Raw genomic sequence first — 14,332 nt, forward strand, 5'->3', positions numbered from 1 at the left:
GCGTTGTCGAATCCAGACTTCCTGCACCATCGACAGTTTTCGGCACGCGCCGGGGGGACGTCCACGCAGCCTTTCTGTCAGGGAACCCTCGCCGGCGGTCTGTGCCTTTCGCAACCACGCCTGAACCGTCCGGACATGAACTCCTGCCACCTTCGCCAGTTCAACGCCACTCAGGCCCGACTGCTTCCGCAGTCGAAGCACCATCTTCCGCAGCGTATCTCGCCCCTCATAACCCAGCTTGCGCGCATCAATCTTTTCCATGCGGAAATCATACCGCAAACAGCCTATTTAAGGGCCGGGTTAATAACAAGGAATCCGCATGTCCCATACTGTCCAAAATTCTTTCCAGAATTCCCTCGCCCTGCTTGGCCGCTTGCTGCTTGCGCTTCTGTTCTTGCCGGCAGGCATCGGCAAAATCACCGGCTTTGCCGGCACCGTCGGCTACATCGCTTCGGTCGGATTACCCCTCCCCGCGGCAGGTGCGGTCTTGGCCATCATCGTCGAGGTTCTCGGTGGCGTGGCGCTGATCATTGGCTACCGTACCCGCCTGGCCGCCATCGTCTTGGCCGCATTCACCCTGGTGGCGTCGTTCTTTTTCCACGCCTATTGGTCGGCGCCGGCGGAGCAGCAATTCGTCTCGCAGTTGCTATTCTTCAAGAACATCGCTGTCGTCGGTGGCTTGCTGTCACTGGCGGCTTGGGGGGCTGGCGCATGGAGTGTCGATGCCCGAGGCGGCAAGGAATAGTGTTCCGGCGACCGATATTTCACGGCCTGCTTGAATTACCCGAACCGATTGTTCAACCGTAACAAACCTGCTCCCTTGGGGCTCATCCTGGAGAAAACGTATGTCTAAAGTCCTCGTTCTCTATTACTCGACCTACGGTCACATCGAAACCATGGCACAGGCCGTTGCGGAAGGTGCACGTTCGGGTGGCGCCAGCGTTGATGTCAAACGCGTTCCCGAAACGGTCCCTGAGGAAATTGCCAAATCGGCGCATTTCAAGCTGGAGCAGGCTGCCCCCGTCGCCTCCGTCAATGAGCTGGCCAATTACGATGCCATCATCGTCGGCTGTCCGACCCGCTTCGGTCGCATGCCCTCGCAGATGGCCAGTTTTCTGGACCAGGCCGGCGGGCTGTGGGCGCGTGGCGAATTGAATGGCAAGGTGGGCGGGGCGTTCACCTCAACGGCAACCCAGCATGGCGGCCAGGAGGTCACGCTGTTTTCGGTCATCACCAACCTCCTGCATTTCGGGATGACCATTGTCGGGCTCCCCTACAGTTTCCAGGGCCAGATGGCGCTGGATGAAGTCGTCGGCGGGAGTCCCTACGGTGCGACGACGATTGCCGGTGGCCAGGGCCAGCGCCAACCGAGTGCCATCGAGCTCGACGGCGCCCGCTTCCAGGGCAAGCTCATCGCGGAAACCGCGAACAAGCTGTTCGGGACGTAAACTGTAGGCCGCCATCCGCAAGGATGGGGACCATTGTCCTTATGAAGTCCGCGCACCCGGCAGTTGGATGACATGATCCATCCCTTGCCGGGAACGCGTTTGGAGGAGAACCGTTGTTTGAAATGCATAGTCAGATCGGGCGAACAGGATCGTTGGAGACGCCTTTGAGCACGAAATCTCACCCATCTGCGCCTCATGGCTCGGAAGAGGGGGAGGCCGTTCCCCAGTTGGATTATGTCGGCGCGTGCAATCTGCCGACCCAGTGGGCCGTTTTCCGTTTGCACGGCTTTGTCGATTGCCAGACCGGCAAGGAACATGTGGCGATGGTGCTCGGTGAGGTCGCCGACGGCGCTCCCGTGCTGGCGCGCGTGCATTCGGAATGCCTGACCGGCGATGGGTTGTTCAGTCAGCGTTGCGACTGCGGAGCGCAGCTGGAAGCCGCCCTGCAAAAGATCGCCGCCGAGGGACGAGGCCTCCTGATTTACCTGCGGCAGGAAGGGCGCGGCATCGGACTCATCAACAAGATTCGCGCCTATCAGCTGCAGGACAAGGGGGCCGATACGGTCGAGGCCAATGAACTTTTGGGTTTCCCGGCCGATCTGCGAGGGTACGAAATCTGCAAGCCGATTCTCGACGCGCTGGGTGTCAGCACCCTGCGCCTCATGACCAACAATCCGCGCAAAGTGTCAGCCCTGGAAAACGCCGGGCTTGTCGTCGAGGCGCGCATTCCCCTGATCGCGGGACACAATCCGTCAAATCGCCACTACCTTGCGACCAAGAAAAGAAAGCTTGGGCACCTGCTCGTCGGCCAGGATCGCGAAACCGGGTTTGTGGACGACAATTAGCGTTGTCCTTTTTCAAGCGGATAGGTGCTGTCCGCTCCCTGATTGAACCTGAATGGCTGCCATGTCGACCTATCGCGATGTGCTCACCCCGAACTCACTTGCTCTGCTGCAACTGATCGCCGATACCGGCAGTTTCGCCGCCGCGGCGCGATCCGCCAATATGGTGCCCAGTGCGCTCACCTATCGAGTCCGTCAGATTGAAGAAGCCCTTGATGTTTTACTGTTCGACCGGAGTGCTCGTCATGCTCAATTGACCGAAGCCGGCGCGGAACTGCTGAGCGAAGGGGCGCGGTTGTTGTCGGAAATCGACGCCGTCGCCAGTCGCGTCAAGCGCGTGGCCACGGGGTGGGAGCCTCAGTTCACGATAGCTGTCGACAGCATCATCCATCGGGCAACGATCATGGAGTTGTGTTCGACTTTTTTTCGCCTGAACCCGCCGACAAGGCTGCGGCTGCGTAGCGAAACGCTCTCTGGAACACTCGAAGCCCTTACCTCGGGACAGGCCGATCTGGCCGTGGGGGTGGTGATGGATGGCAACACGCAGACGGGTCTGCAACGAGAATCCCTGGGTACGGTAAATTTTGTCTTTGCCATGGCGCCGCATCATCCCTTGGCGCGCCTGCCTGAGCCCTTGTCCGATCAGGATATTCGCCAGCATCGCGCCGTCGCGATCGCCGATTCCAACCAGAGCGGGGCGAGCCTGACGATTGGCCTGCTGACAGGACAGGACGTCTTCACCGTGGCAGACATGCCCGCAAAACTTGATGCACAGTTGCGGGGGCTGGGGGTAGGGTTTCTGCCAACCTGTCTCGCGCATCCCTATATCGACTCGGGACGACTCGTGGTCAAAAAGTCGAGCGCGCGGAGCAGCATGTTCAGGCCAGCTACGCCTGGCGCAAGAGCGGCAAGGCCGGGCCGGGCAAGGCGCTGCAATGGTGGCTCGACCAGTTGCAGGCGCCGGTGACACGTTCGGCTTTGCTGGGCGAGTTCTGCCGGGCCGGTTAGTCGGGATGCCCTTCAGGTATTTTCAAGCGCTTGGCTTGTGGCGATCCGGCAACCATGAACCCACTGTTTTTTCCCCTTGTTTCCTTCATCGACCAGACCGTGCCGCCACGCCTCGACATCTCGATGTAGCATGAACTTCCTCGCCCATGCCTTCCTGGCCGGAGAGGCCGAAACCGACCGCATCGGCGGCCTGATCGGCGATTTCGTCAAGGGGCCGCTGCCGGCCGGGCTGCCGCCGGCGCTGGCCTCCGGTGTTGCGCTGCACCGGGCGATCGACAGCTTCGCCGACCGGCACCCGGCCTTTATCGCCAGCCGCGCGCGGATCAGCCCGTTACGGCGACGCCTCGGCGGCGTGCTTGTCGATCTCTTCTACGACCACCTGCTCGCCCGTGACTGGGCTGACCACTGTGCGGAGCCGCTCGACGGCTATGCCGCCCGCCTCTACGCCGCGCTGGACGCCCACGCGGCACTGCTGCCGGAGAGGGCGCGTGAGATCGCCGACCTGATGCACCGGCACGACTGGCTTGGCTCCTATCGGAACGTCGCCGCGGTCGGCCGGGCGATCGACCGCATGGCCATCCACCGCCTCCGCCGCGCCAACCCGCTCGGCGGCGGTATCGAGGAGTTTCTCGCCGATCCCGACGGCTTTGCGGCTGATTTCCGGGCGTTTCTGCCTGACGCGGTGGACTTTGCCCATGACTGGCGCGGCAATTTGCGCAGCATTACCCCTTTGCCTTGAAGCGCCTAGAAGCGCAAAGTCATCGTCAGTGCGATATGTGTTCGTCGCCATCTGTTAGCTGGATCAGCCCATTGGGCGCTCCGAGTGCCTTGAAACTCACCGGGGCGGATCGCTCTGATTCGTCTTTCAGCGTGATGGGAGTAATCCTTGAGGAAGCGCTGGTGCGTGAAATATTATTTCTTTGGTTCCTTGATTTTTATCTATTAGGGAAACGCTGAATTATTCGTCACCCCGGCGAAGGCCGGGGTCCAGTTCGTTGAATTTTCTGGATTCCGGCCTTCGCCGGAATGACGAATCTTCAATAAATCAGCACTTCCTTAGTGGCCTAATCAAGGCAGCCAAGAACTAAGGAACGTCCATGCCCTCCTCGATTCCCGACTTGAAAATCAACGCCGGGCGGTTGCAAGGCCGCCTGGCAGAGCTGGCCGCAATCGGAGCGATCGAGGGCGGCGGGTGTGCGCGCCTCGCCTTGTCAGATGAGGACAAGGCAGGCCGCGATCTGGTGTGTCGCTGGATGCGCGAGCTCGGATTGAGCGTGACCGTGGACGGCATCGGCAACGTCGTTGGCGTGCGCGCCGGCCGTGCTGGTGGAGCTTCCGTCATGACCGGGTCGCACATCGATACGGTGCGCACAGGCGGCCGCTACGACGGCAACCTGGGCGTGCTGGCCGGACTGGAGGTCGTCGAAACGCTCAACGAGTTCGGTATCGCGACCGAACATCCGCTGGCCGTGGCCTTCTTCACCAACGAGGAAGGCGCGCGGTTTGCGCCGGACATGATGGGCAGTCTGGTGTTCACCGGGAAGCTGCCGCTTTCGACTGTGCTCGAGACGAGGGGAATCGATGGCAGCAGCGTCGGTGAAAACCTGCTCCGGATCGGCTACGTCGGAGAGTCACCCGTTCCGGCATCATACCCCCGCGCTTACGTGGAACTTCATATCGAGCAGGGGCCGGTGCTGGATCATGTCGGAGCCGAGATCGGTGTCGTCGAGTCGGTACAGGGGATTTCCTGGACCGAGATCGAAATCACCGGCATTTCCAACCATGCGGGAACCACGCCGATGTCGTTGCGTTGCGATGCCGGCTGGGTGGCCGGGTCGATCATCGCTTTTGTTCGCGAACTTGCCAACGAGTTGGGCGGGAGCCAGGTGGCTACGGTCGGCCGAGTCGAGTTTTTCCCCAATCTGATCAACGTCGTGCCCAACCGGGCCGTGCTTACCGTGGATTTGCGCAATACGTCGGAAGAGACGCTGCGTACGGCCGAGGCGCGTTTGCTTGCCCATCTCGAAGCGCTGCGTGATGCGGAAAAGGTTCAGATTGCCATGCGCCGTCTGGCGCGATTCGAACCCGTTCCTTTCGCGCCGAAGATGGCGGCATTGATCGAGCAGCATGCACAGGCCCAAGGCTTGTCGACGCATCGCCTGCCGAGCGGCGCTGGCCACGATGCGCAGATGCTGGCGGCCGTCTGTCCGACCGGCATGATTTTCGTCCCGAGCGTTGATGGCGTGAGCCATAACGTTGTGGAATTCACCCATCCCCATCACATAGAAGCCGGCGCCAACGTCCTGCTCTCGGTTCTTTGCGAACTGGCAGGCGCAACACGACCGGCAGGAGTTTCTTCATGAGCCGCAAGATCGTCGTCGGTGCCGCCCAACTCGGCCCGATATCCCGAAACGAAAGTCGCAACGCAGTAGTCACGCGTCTTCTCGAACTGATGCGCGAGGCGAAGTCGCGCGGATGCAACTTCGTTGTCTATCCCGAACTGGCGCTGACAACGTTTTTTCCGCGCTGGTATTTTCCGACCCAGCCGGAAGTCGATTTCTGGTTTGAACGGGAAATGCCGGGGCCGGAAACGCAGCCGTTGTTCGATGAGGCCAAACGCCTCGAAATCGGCTTCTATATCGGCTATGCCGAAATCGCCGAGGAGGCCGACGGAACGCATCACTACAACACGGCGATCATGGTCGATCCGAAAGGAACGATCGTCGGCAAGTACCGCAAGGTCCATTTGCCGGGGCATCGGGAGAACGAACCGTGGCGTGCCTTCCAGCATCTGGAAAAACGGTATTTCGAGTGCGGCAACTTGGGTTTCCCCGCGTATCGCATGCAGGTTGCCGGGCACAAAGGCATCTTCGGCATGGCGCTGTGCAATGACCGTCGCTGGCCCGAAACGCATCGTGTCCTGGGACTGCAGGGCGTGGAGATGAGCTTCATCGGCTACAACACGCCTATTCATTACCCGCAGGTGCCGGAGCATGATTACCTTCAGGCTTTCCACAACCTGTTGCCGATGCAGGCGGGGGCCTACCAGAATGGCATGTGGATCGTCGGTGTGGCCAAGGCGGGCAAGGAGGAAAACTGCGACTTGCTGGGGCAGAGCTGCATCATTGCGCCGACGGGAGAAATCGTGGCCATGTGCTCGACGATCGGCGACGAACTGGCGACGGCGTCGTGTGATCTCGATCGCTGCAAGGAACTCAAGGACAACGTCTTCAATTTCGCACTGCATCGCGAACCGCAGCATTACCGGTTGATTGTCGAAACGAAAGGCGCCCAGGAGCCGGCAGAGCCGATCTGACGAAAACAGCCGAAGGAGGCTGATCAGGTTTCCAGACCAGCCTCCTTCTCCGTGAAGATAGGCCTCCTTCTCACGGAGGCCCTCGTCGTTGCGTGACATACATGCGGGTATGTATGTCACGGAGTGAGCTAAAATCGCGCCAACAATGGAACAGGCGCCGGGACGGCAATCCCTGCAGAAAAGCTCATGGCCAGAAAAACCAAGGAAGAAGCGCAAGAAACCCGCAACGCGATACTCGACGCGGCGGAACTGGTGTTCCAGGAGCACGGCGTCAGCCGCACCTCGCTGGCCGAGATCGCCGCGGCGGCCGGGGTGACGCGCGGGGCGATCTACTGGCATTTCGCCAACAAGGCCGATCTGTTCGACGCCATGGTCGATCGGGTATTCGGGCAACTCGAAGCCAAACTCGCGGAATTCCAGGAAACGCCGGACGAGAACCCGGTCGATCTGTTGCGCAAGCTGGCGTTTCATTTTCTCGAACGCGTGGTCAACGATCCGAGCTATTTCCGCATGGTCGAGATTTCCTGGCACAAGTGCGAATACGTCGGCGAGATGGCCGCGATTCGCGACAGCCATCTCGAATGCGGCAATCGCTATCTGTCGCTGAGCGAAGAGTCCTTCCGCCTTGCCAGGAAACGCGGGTTCCTGCCGGCGACGATCGATCCGCACTTCGCGGCGGTCGGCCTGATGTCCGTGATCGACGGACTGGTGCTCAACTGGACGCTGGACAAGGCGCTGTTCCCGCTGGCCAGCTACGGCCCGGCACTCATCGATACCTACCTCGCGGGACTCGGGCTGGAGTTCGCTCCGGAAAGACACCGCTAGCCGGCTATACTCGGCTCAAATCAGCAAGGAGAAAACATGGCGGCATCCCCCGAAACGGTCAGCATGGCAATGTTCTGCGACTTCGAAAACGTCGCGCTTGGCGTGCGCGACGCCAAGTACGACAAGTTCGACATCAAGCCGGTACTCGAACGCCTGCTGCTCAAGGGCAGCATCGTGGTCAAGAAGGCGTATTGCGACTGGGAGCGCTACAAGGGCTTCAAGGCGGTGATGCACGAGGCCAACTTCGAGCTGATCGAGATTCCGCACGTGCGCCAGTCAGGAAAGAACTCGGCGGATATTCGCATGGTCGTCGATGCGCTCGACCTGTGCTACACCAAGTCGCACGTCAATACCTTCGTCATCGTCAGCGGCGATTCGGACTTTTCCCCGCTGGTTTCGAAGCTGCGTGAGAACGCCAAGTACGTGATCGGCGTTGGCATCCGGCAATCGACGTCGGATTTGCTGATCGCCAACTGCGACGAGTTCATCTTCTACGACGATCTGGTGCGCGAGAGCCAGCGCGCCGTGGGGCGCCGTGACCCGAAAGCGGTGCAGACGATGCCACGCCTGTCACCGGAAGAATACGCGGCACGCAAGGCCGAGGCCATCGAGCTGGCCATTGCGACCTTCGACGCGCTGATCGTCGAACGCGGCGAGAGCGGGAAGATCTGGGCCTCGATGCTCAAGGAGGCGATGAAGCGGCGCAAGCCGGATTTCCATGAAGGACACTTCGGCTTCCGCAGCTTTGGCAACCTGCTCGAAGAAGCGCAGGCGCGCGGGTTGCTGGATGTCGGGCGGGACGAAAAATCGGGGGCGTACGTGTCGCGCAGCGTGGCGCCGGTAGTGCCAGTGGCTCGCCCCGAACCGGAAACCGTTGTGCCCGAAGTGGTTGCCGAGCCAGTACCGGAAACGAAGGATGCGGGGGCGGCTCCGGTGCCGGTTGAATCGGCCGAGTCGGCTCCTGTTCACGCGTCTCCCCGGCGACGTGGTCGTGCTCGGGGCAAGGGGGCGGCAAAGGAAGCGGCGAAGAACGAACAACCGCCCGTCGTCCCCGATGCCGAGGCGATCTCGCCGTCAGTCGCTGTCGTTGAAGCCGTGAGCGATGTTGCGGAAGTCGCTGGTGAAACGGAAACGCCGGCGGCGAAGCCGAAAACGCCACGCGGGCGAAGGCCGCGGAGTCCAAAAGTCGCGAAGGCGCCGAAGCCAGCCGCCACGGAAGCGGAATAAGCAGCCAGAGGCGTTTTTCGTGGCTGTCAGTTCGCCCGCTGAAAGGCGCCGGGGGCTAGGGAGCTTCCCGGGATGACTGGGCGTTTTCCTGCAGGAAGTGTGAATTCAGCGTCGGGAAGCAGATCGATGTCCCGCGCTTTGCCGGGGATGCGCACCTGCCCGCGCAAGGGCGAGTTCGTTTTCAGGCGTAAGGGGATGCCTGCGTAGTCGATCAGTTCGCCCCGCTGGACCGTCAGATTGCCTTCGAAGCGGCCGTTTGCCGGTGCGGCGAGTTCTCCGTGCCCCACCGTCAGGTTGTTGAGTACCCAGCTTTCCACACCGCCCGGGAATTTCTCGGCCGGGATGCGGAGGAAGGTGCCGGCGTGGCGGTCGTTGATCAGCGTGTTGTGCGCGAAATAGAGCGCGTTGTCCGGCCAGCGCGGTCCTTCCGCGCCGTAGGAGACGAGCACGGCGTTGTCGGCTGTGTCGCTTTTCTGGAACACATTGCCGACGACGTAGGCGACGCCGCCGTTGGGGAATTCGAGTTCGTACGAGGCACGGCCGCCGGTACCGTCGGCGAGCAGGTTGTAGCGCACGTGGTTTTCCCGCGCACGTGATTTAACCAGATGTCCGCGATAGCCGTTGGAGAAGCGGCTGCCGGTCAGCACGAAGCGACCGATCGCGCCGACGTAGAGCAGATGGTGCAGGTCGACCTGATGCCGAGCGGCATCGGCGAATTCGCTGTCGCTAATTTCCAGGGTGAGATCCGGCGAGTTGCCGGTGAGGATGCCCATCTCGTTGTCGATGAAGGCGCAACGGTGGATGACCAGCTGCCCGCGCTCGAAGCGGATGCCCGCACCGTTGCCGTCGCGCACGCGGACGCCGCGGAATTCGAGGTTCTCGACGCGCACCTGGCCGCCACGGATGACCCACAGCCCCTTGCCTTCGGCGCTCTTGCCGTCTGCGAGCAGTACGGGGCGCGTGCCGTTGCTGCTGTCCCCGCCGCGGATGGTGAGGTCGTTCTGCGTCCAGATTGCCGTCTGGCCGCGATATTCGCCGGGGCGGATCTCGACGATGTCACCGTCGCGGGCAAGTTTCGCTGCCTCGGTGATTGTCCGGATCGCTTCGTTCGGTCCGACGACCAGCGTGGCCGCGTGGGGAGCAGCGAGTGAAGGAAGGGGCTTGGCTACGACAATCAGTTTTCCGTCGGGGCCGCGCCGGATTTCTCCCTTGTAATCCGGAGATTCCGGCAAAGCGACCTTGGGTTGTGCCAATCCGGCGTGCGAGCAGCCGAGCAGCAGCGCGGCGCAGAGAACGTTGAAGCGGGTCATGGCAGCCTCTCGGTGAGGTGGAGCTTGTCGATTGTAGTCCCTTCCCGGATGAGAAAAGCCCCTGGCGGAATTCTCCGGCAGGGGCTTTGGGGCGAAGCGAAGTCTGAGCGAAATCAGCTCGGCAGGTAGCGCACGCGCAGAACGCCCTGGATGGCGGCGAGCTGGTCGATGACCGCCTGGGGAATTTCGGTCTCGATATCGACCAGGGTGAAGGCCAGTTCGCCGCGCGACTTGTTCATCATGTTGTTGATGTTCAGGCCGGCGCCGGCCAGCGCGGTCGAGATCTGCCCGAGCATGTTGGGCACGTTGGCGTTGGCGATTGCCAGCCGGAAGCGCGACCCCCGCGGCATCGAGATGTTCGGGAAGTTGACCGAATTGAGGATGTTGCCGTTGGTCAGGTAGTCGGCGACCTGCTCGGCGACCATCACCGCGCAGTTTTCCTCGGCCTCCTCCGTCGACGCGCCCAGGTGCGGGATGGCCACGGCGCGCGGATGCTGGCGCATCAGGTTGCTGGGGAAGTCGCTGACGTAGGCCTGCAGCCGGTTGGCGTTGAGCCCGTCGATGACCGCCTGCGTGTCGACGATGCCGTCGCGCGAGAAGTTGAGCAGCACGCAGCCCTTCTTCATGCCCTTGACCCGTTCGGCGTTGATCAGGTTTTTCGTCGCAGGCAGTAGCGGCACGTGCAGGCTGACGAAGTCGGAATGCTTGAGCAGCTCCTCGATGCTGGTCGCCTTGCGGACCTGCGAGGGCAGCCGCCAGGCGGCTTCGACGGTGATTTCCGGGTCGATGCCGATGACCTTCATGCCCAGTTGCAGCGCCGATTCGGCGAGCAGCGAACCGATTGCGCCGAGGCCGACGATGCCCAGCGTGCTGCCGCGCAGTTCGCGGCCGACGAACTGCTTCTTCTCGGCTTCGACGGCCTTGTGCAGGAACTCGTCGTCACCCTGCAGGCCGTTGGCGAAGTTGAGCGCCGGGACAATGTTGCGCACGCCGATCAGCATGCCGGCGATGACCAGCTCCTTGACCGCGTTGGCGTTGGCGCCCGGCGTGTTGAACACGACGATGCCCTTTTCGCTCATCGCCTTGACCGGGATGTTGTTGGTGCCCGCGCCGGCCCGCCCGACGGCGAGCAGGCTTTCCGGGACGTCCAGCTTGTGCATGTCCGACGAGCGGACCAGGATGGCGTCCGGGTTGGCGGCATCGTTGGCGACCGTGTACGTGTCCGGCAGGCGCGACAGGCCCTGTTTCGAGATGGCGTTGAGCGTCTTGATGGTGCGTTTCATGGCTGTCCTTTGGCTCAGGCCTTGGTCTTCTCGAATTCCTTCATGTAGTCGGCCAGCGCCTGCACACCCTCGACCGGCATCGCGTTGTAGATCGAGGCGCGCATGCCGCCGACCGAACGGTGGCCCTTCAGCTGGATCATGCCGCGGGCCTTGGCGCCCTTGAGGAATTCCTCGTCGAGTTCGGCATTCTTCAGGGTGAACGGGATGTTCATCAGCGAGCGGTTTTCCCGCGCGACCGGCGAGTGGAAGAAGCTGGAGGCGTCAAGCACGTCGTAAAGGATCTGGGCCTTGGCGCGGTTGACCTGCTCCATCGCGGTGAGGCCGCCCTTGGCCTTGAGCATCTTGAAGACCAGCCCGGCGATGTAGATGGCGTAGGTCGGCGGCGTGTTGTACATCGAATCGTTGTCCGCCTGGACCTTGTAGTCGAGCATCGTCGGCGTGCCGGCGACGGTCTGGCCGAGCAGATCCTCGCGCACGATGACGATCGTCAGGCCGGCCGGGCCGATGTTCTTCTGCGCGCCGGCGTAGATCAGTCCGCATTTCGACACGTCGATCGGGCGGGACAGAATGTTCGAGGACATGTCCGAGACGAGCGGCACGGCGCCGGTATCAATCGCGTCGAAGATTTCCACGCCACCGATTGTCTCGTTCTGGGTGATGTGCACGTAGGCCGCGTTCGGGTCGAGCGTCCAGGTCGACTGGGCCGGAGCGTAGGAGAAATTCTTGTCCTCGGACGAGGCGACGACATTGACGGCACCGTACTTCCTGGCTTCCTTGATCGCCTTCTTCGACCATTCGCCGGTGTTCAGGTAGTCGGCGGAAGCCTTGCCGCGCAGCAGGTTCATCGGCACCGCGGCGAATTGCAGCGAAGCGCCGCCCTGCAGGAACAGCACCTTGTAGTTGGCCGGGATGCCCATCAGCTCGCGCAGGTCGGCTTCGGCTTCGGCCTGGATGCTCATGTACTCCTTGCCACGGTGCGACATCTCCATCACCGACATGCCGCTGCCATGCCAGTTGACCAGTTCCTGCTGCGCCAGTTGCAACACGTCCAGCGGAAGCGCGGCCGGGCCGGCGCTGAAATTGAATACGCGATCCATGATGGAATCCTTTCGTTCGGAAAATGAGGAGTGCGAAACGGGGTGGAATGGAAATGCAGCGAATCGAATGCGGAAAACGTTGCATTTTATCGAAAGAGCGCCCCCCTGTGGAGCGCGCTGCGGAATGCCGAAGGCGGGACTGGGCGATCCGCAACGAAGGACTTACCATTCGTCCTCCCAACGAACGGAGGCTCTCCATGTTTTTGCCGCGCCTGCTTGCCGCCTGCCTGTGTGCCGCGAGTTTTTTCCTTTCGACCGCGACGCTGGCGGAAGAAACAGGAGATACGAGAGATGCGCCTCCGAAATTCGGTACGTCCAATCCCGAGATGCTGGCTGCGATCGAGCAGGCGAGGGCGAGCCTAGACGGTTTTCTCGAACTCGTTCGTCACCCGGAACTCGAGACGTCGACCTTCAAGCTCAAGATCTTGGTGCGTGACGGCAAAGCCATGGAAACTTTCTGGGTCAAGCCGTTCTGGATTCTCGACGAGGGCTTCGAGGGGACGATCGCCAACACGCCGGAAGTCGTGAGCAATGTCAGCCTCGGCGAGACGGTGGCCTTCTCGGGCGACGACATCGTCGACTGGGGTTACGTCCGGAACGGGCGCCAGGTCGGCAGCTTCACCGTCTGCGTGCTGTTCAAGTACATGCACCCGGCCGACGTCGAATATTTTCGGCGCTACAACGGATTCGATTGTTGAGCGGGGGGGGGACAGAGCAAGCCCCGCCGCTACGATTCTTGACGCTCTGAGGGTTCGGCGTTACCCGCTGACTTTCTCCGCCGTCATCAAGAAAACGGGGTATTCCCGTTGCGGTGTGCCCTTGTAAATGCTGAATACGGTCGAGAACACGATATTGGTGAACCCGGCTTGTTCAGCCCGGCGGGTTAGATCTGTCCGGTCGAAACCATTGTGCCCGTCGAATCCCGCGCCGTGGAACGATCCGTCCTCTCGGTCGAGGTCGGCGATGCACAAGTGGCCGGAATCGGTCAGTATGGCGTGCAGTTTCCGCAGAGTGTCGTCGTTGTCCGGGATGTGGTGCAGGGTCATCAGCGAGTAGGCAAGGTCGAATTGCCGTGCCGGGAGCGGGTCGGTCGACAGGTCGAGGCGGATCGGCGTCATGTTGGCAATTTCTGCGCTCTCGATCTTGCGCCGCAGCACGTCGAGCATGCCCTCGGAGTTGTCGGCGAGCACGATCTCGCATAGCGACGATTGCAGCGCGAAGCTGAGCAGGCCGGTGCCGCAGCCATATTCGAAGCCGCTCATCGAAGAAAGATCGGGAAGGTGGGCGCGGATGGCGTCGGCGACGGCGCGCGCACGCGCGGTTTTCATCGGGTCGTCGTCCCAGGTGGCGGCGCGCCGGTCGAAATCGTCGCGGGGTGCGGAGGTGGTCATGGCGTTGGTCGGTCGTTGAAAGCCGGTCAATCTACCAGATCAGCGATGGCCGCGAACGATGGCGCGGGTGATTTCGTCGCGCTCGCCGGCGCACAGCGTATCAAGCGCCCGGGTGAATTCCGACGGGTCTTCCGCGGCGAGTTCGAACAGGGTCATCGAGGAGCGGAATTTCAGGTCGTCCGGCGCGCCGAAAATGCGGCTGAGGGTGCTTCCATGATGCGCATTGACTGCCGCCGTGCAGGCCAGCAGTCGCGGTCCGAGCAACGGATGCGCGAGGTAGGCGCATGCTTCGTCCAGTCCGCCGAGGGCGAAGTACTGCGCGGTCGGGCTGATTCCCAGGCCGCGAATCTGCGGAAAGATGAACCACATCCAGTGCGCGCGTTTGCGTCCGGCGCGCAATTCCGCCAGCGCATTTTCGTAGATCGGGGCCTGGGCTTCGACAAAGCGTGCGAGATCGAAAGGGTCTGCTGACATGGCGAGCCTCGCGTCATCGGTATGGACTTGAGGATAGTCGACGGATTGTCTGGCTGGAAGAAACAAAAACGCCCCGGGATTCGGCCGGGGCGTTGGCTTGGCAAGTTGTCG

16 protein-coding genes are annotated in these 14,332 nt (G+C 61.9%); 10 read left to right on the forward strand and 6 right to left on the reverse strand.

Annotated features, from left to right (window positions below):
* Window positions 1-261: helix-turn-helix domain-containing protein (locus BO74_RS12915; protein WP_496442733.1), on the reverse strand; the 261-nt coding region annotated here is incomplete at its 3' end.
* A 58-nt stretch (window positions 262-319) separates the two neighbouring features.
* Between BO74_RS12915 and BO74_RS12920 the strand changes: the two genes are divergently transcribed.
* The 9 genes from BO74_RS12920 (at window position 320) to BO74_RS12960 (ending at window position 8,666) form a co-directional block, all read left to right on the forward strand.
* A complete protein-coding gene (locus BO74_RS12920) occupies window positions 320-745 on the forward strand; it encodes a DoxX family protein (protein ID WP_496442781.1) in 426 nt (141 codons plus the stop codon).
* Between the two features lie 100 nt (window positions 746-845).
* A complete protein-coding gene (gene wrbA / locus BO74_RS12925) occupies window positions 846-1,448 on the forward strand; it encodes an NAD(P)H:quinone oxidoreductase (RefSeq protein WP_496442782.1) in 603 nt (200 codons plus the stop codon).
* A 164-nt stretch (window positions 1,449-1,612) separates the two neighbouring features.
* Window positions 1,613-2,293: a GTP cyclohydrolase II gene (gene ribA / locus BO74_RS12930; protein WP_496442783.1), complete on the forward strand. Its 681-nt coding sequence runs from the start codon at window positions 1,613-1,615 to the stop codon at window positions 2,291-2,293.
* 61 nt (window positions 2,294-2,354) lie between these two features.
* Window positions 2,355-3,257, forward strand: coding sequence for a LysR family transcriptional regulator (locus BO74_RS12935; protein ID WP_496442784.1), 903 nt, complete (start codon window positions 2,355-2,357; stop codon window positions 3,255-3,257).
* Window positions 3,258-3,428: 171 nt separating this feature from the next.
* A complete protein-coding gene (locus tag BO74_RS12940) occupies window positions 3,429-4,037 on the forward strand; it encodes an acyl carrier protein phosphodiesterase (protein WP_496442785.1) in 609 nt (202 codons plus the stop codon).
* A 358-nt stretch (window positions 4,038-4,395) separates the two neighbouring features.
* Window positions 4,396-5,661 (forward strand): Zn-dependent hydrolase, encoded by a 1,266-nt coding sequence (locus tag BO74_RS12945; protein ID WP_496442786.1) that lies wholly within the window; start codon window positions 4,396-4,398, stop codon window positions 5,659-5,661.
* Window positions 5,658-6,614 carry an N-carbamoyl-D-amino-acid hydrolase gene (locus tag BO74_RS12950; RefSeq protein ID WP_496442787.1) on the forward strand — a complete coding sequence of 319 codons (957 nt, stop codon included), beginning with the start codon at window positions 5,658-5,660 and terminating at the stop codon, window positions 6,612-6,614. Before BO74_RS12945 ends, BO74_RS12950 begins: the two co-directional genes overlap by 4 nt.
* A gap of 186 nt (window positions 6,615-6,800) precedes the next feature.
* Window positions 6,801-7,439, forward strand: coding sequence for a TetR family transcriptional regulator (locus tag BO74_RS12955; RefSeq protein WP_496442788.1), 639 nt, complete (start codon window positions 6,801-6,803; stop codon window positions 7,437-7,439).
* Between the two features lie 36 nt (window positions 7,440-7,475).
* Window positions 7,476-8,666, forward strand: a complete 1,191-nt coding sequence (locus tag BO74_RS12960) for an NYN domain-containing protein (RefSeq protein WP_496442789.1) — start codon at window positions 7,476-7,478, stop codon at window positions 8,664-8,666.
* Window positions 8,667-8,692: 26 nt separating this feature from the next.
* Here BO74_RS12960 and BO74_RS12965 read toward each other — a convergent pair whose 3' ends face one another.
* The 3 genes from BO74_RS12965 to serC all read right to left on the reverse strand — a co-directional run bounded on the left by BO74_RS12965 (window position 8,693) and on the right by serC (window position 12,356).
* Window positions 8,693-9,976: a right-handed parallel beta-helix repeat-containing protein gene (locus BO74_RS12965; protein ID WP_496442790.1), complete on the reverse strand. Its 1,284-nt coding sequence runs from the start codon at window positions 9,974-9,976 to the stop codon at window positions 8,693-8,695.
* A 113-nt stretch (window positions 9,977-10,089) separates the two neighbouring features.
* Window positions 10,090-11,259, reverse strand: a complete 1,170-nt coding sequence (locus tag BO74_RS12970) for a phosphoglycerate dehydrogenase (protein ID WP_496442791.1) — start codon at window positions 11,257-11,259, stop codon at window positions 10,090-10,092.
* A gap of 14 nt (window positions 11,260-11,273) precedes the next feature.
* Complete coding sequence (serC, locus tag BO74_RS12975; protein WP_496442792.1) at window positions 11,274-12,356, reverse strand: 3-phosphoserine/phosphohydroxythreonine transaminase; 1,083 nt, start codon at window positions 12,354-12,356, stop codon at window positions 11,274-11,276.
* A 197-nt stretch (window positions 12,357-12,553) separates the two neighbouring features.
* On the opposite strand from serC, the gene BO74_RS12980 reads away from it, so the two are divergent.
* A complete protein-coding gene (locus BO74_RS12980) occupies window positions 12,554-13,054 on the forward strand; it encodes a YegJ family protein (protein WP_496442793.1) in 501 nt (166 codons plus the stop codon).
* Between the two features lie 60 nt (window positions 13,055-13,114).
* On the opposite strand, the gene BO74_RS12985 is transcribed toward BO74_RS12980, so the two are convergent.
* Together BO74_RS12985 and BO74_RS12990 are read right to left on the reverse strand one after the other, a co-directional pair.
* Window positions 13,115-13,747 carry a class I SAM-dependent methyltransferase gene (locus BO74_RS12985; protein WP_496442794.1) on the reverse strand — a complete coding sequence of 211 codons (633 nt, stop codon included), beginning with the start codon at window positions 13,745-13,747 and terminating at the stop codon, window positions 13,115-13,117.
* Between the two features lie 39 nt (window positions 13,748-13,786).
* Window positions 13,787-14,221, reverse strand: coding sequence for a DUF1810 domain-containing protein (locus tag BO74_RS12990; RefSeq protein WP_496442795.1), 435 nt, complete (start codon window positions 14,219-14,221; stop codon window positions 13,787-13,789).
* Window positions 14,222-14,332 lie beyond the last annotated feature (111 nt).

Source organism: Propionivibrio pelophilus DSM 12018 (assembly GCF_059569095.1).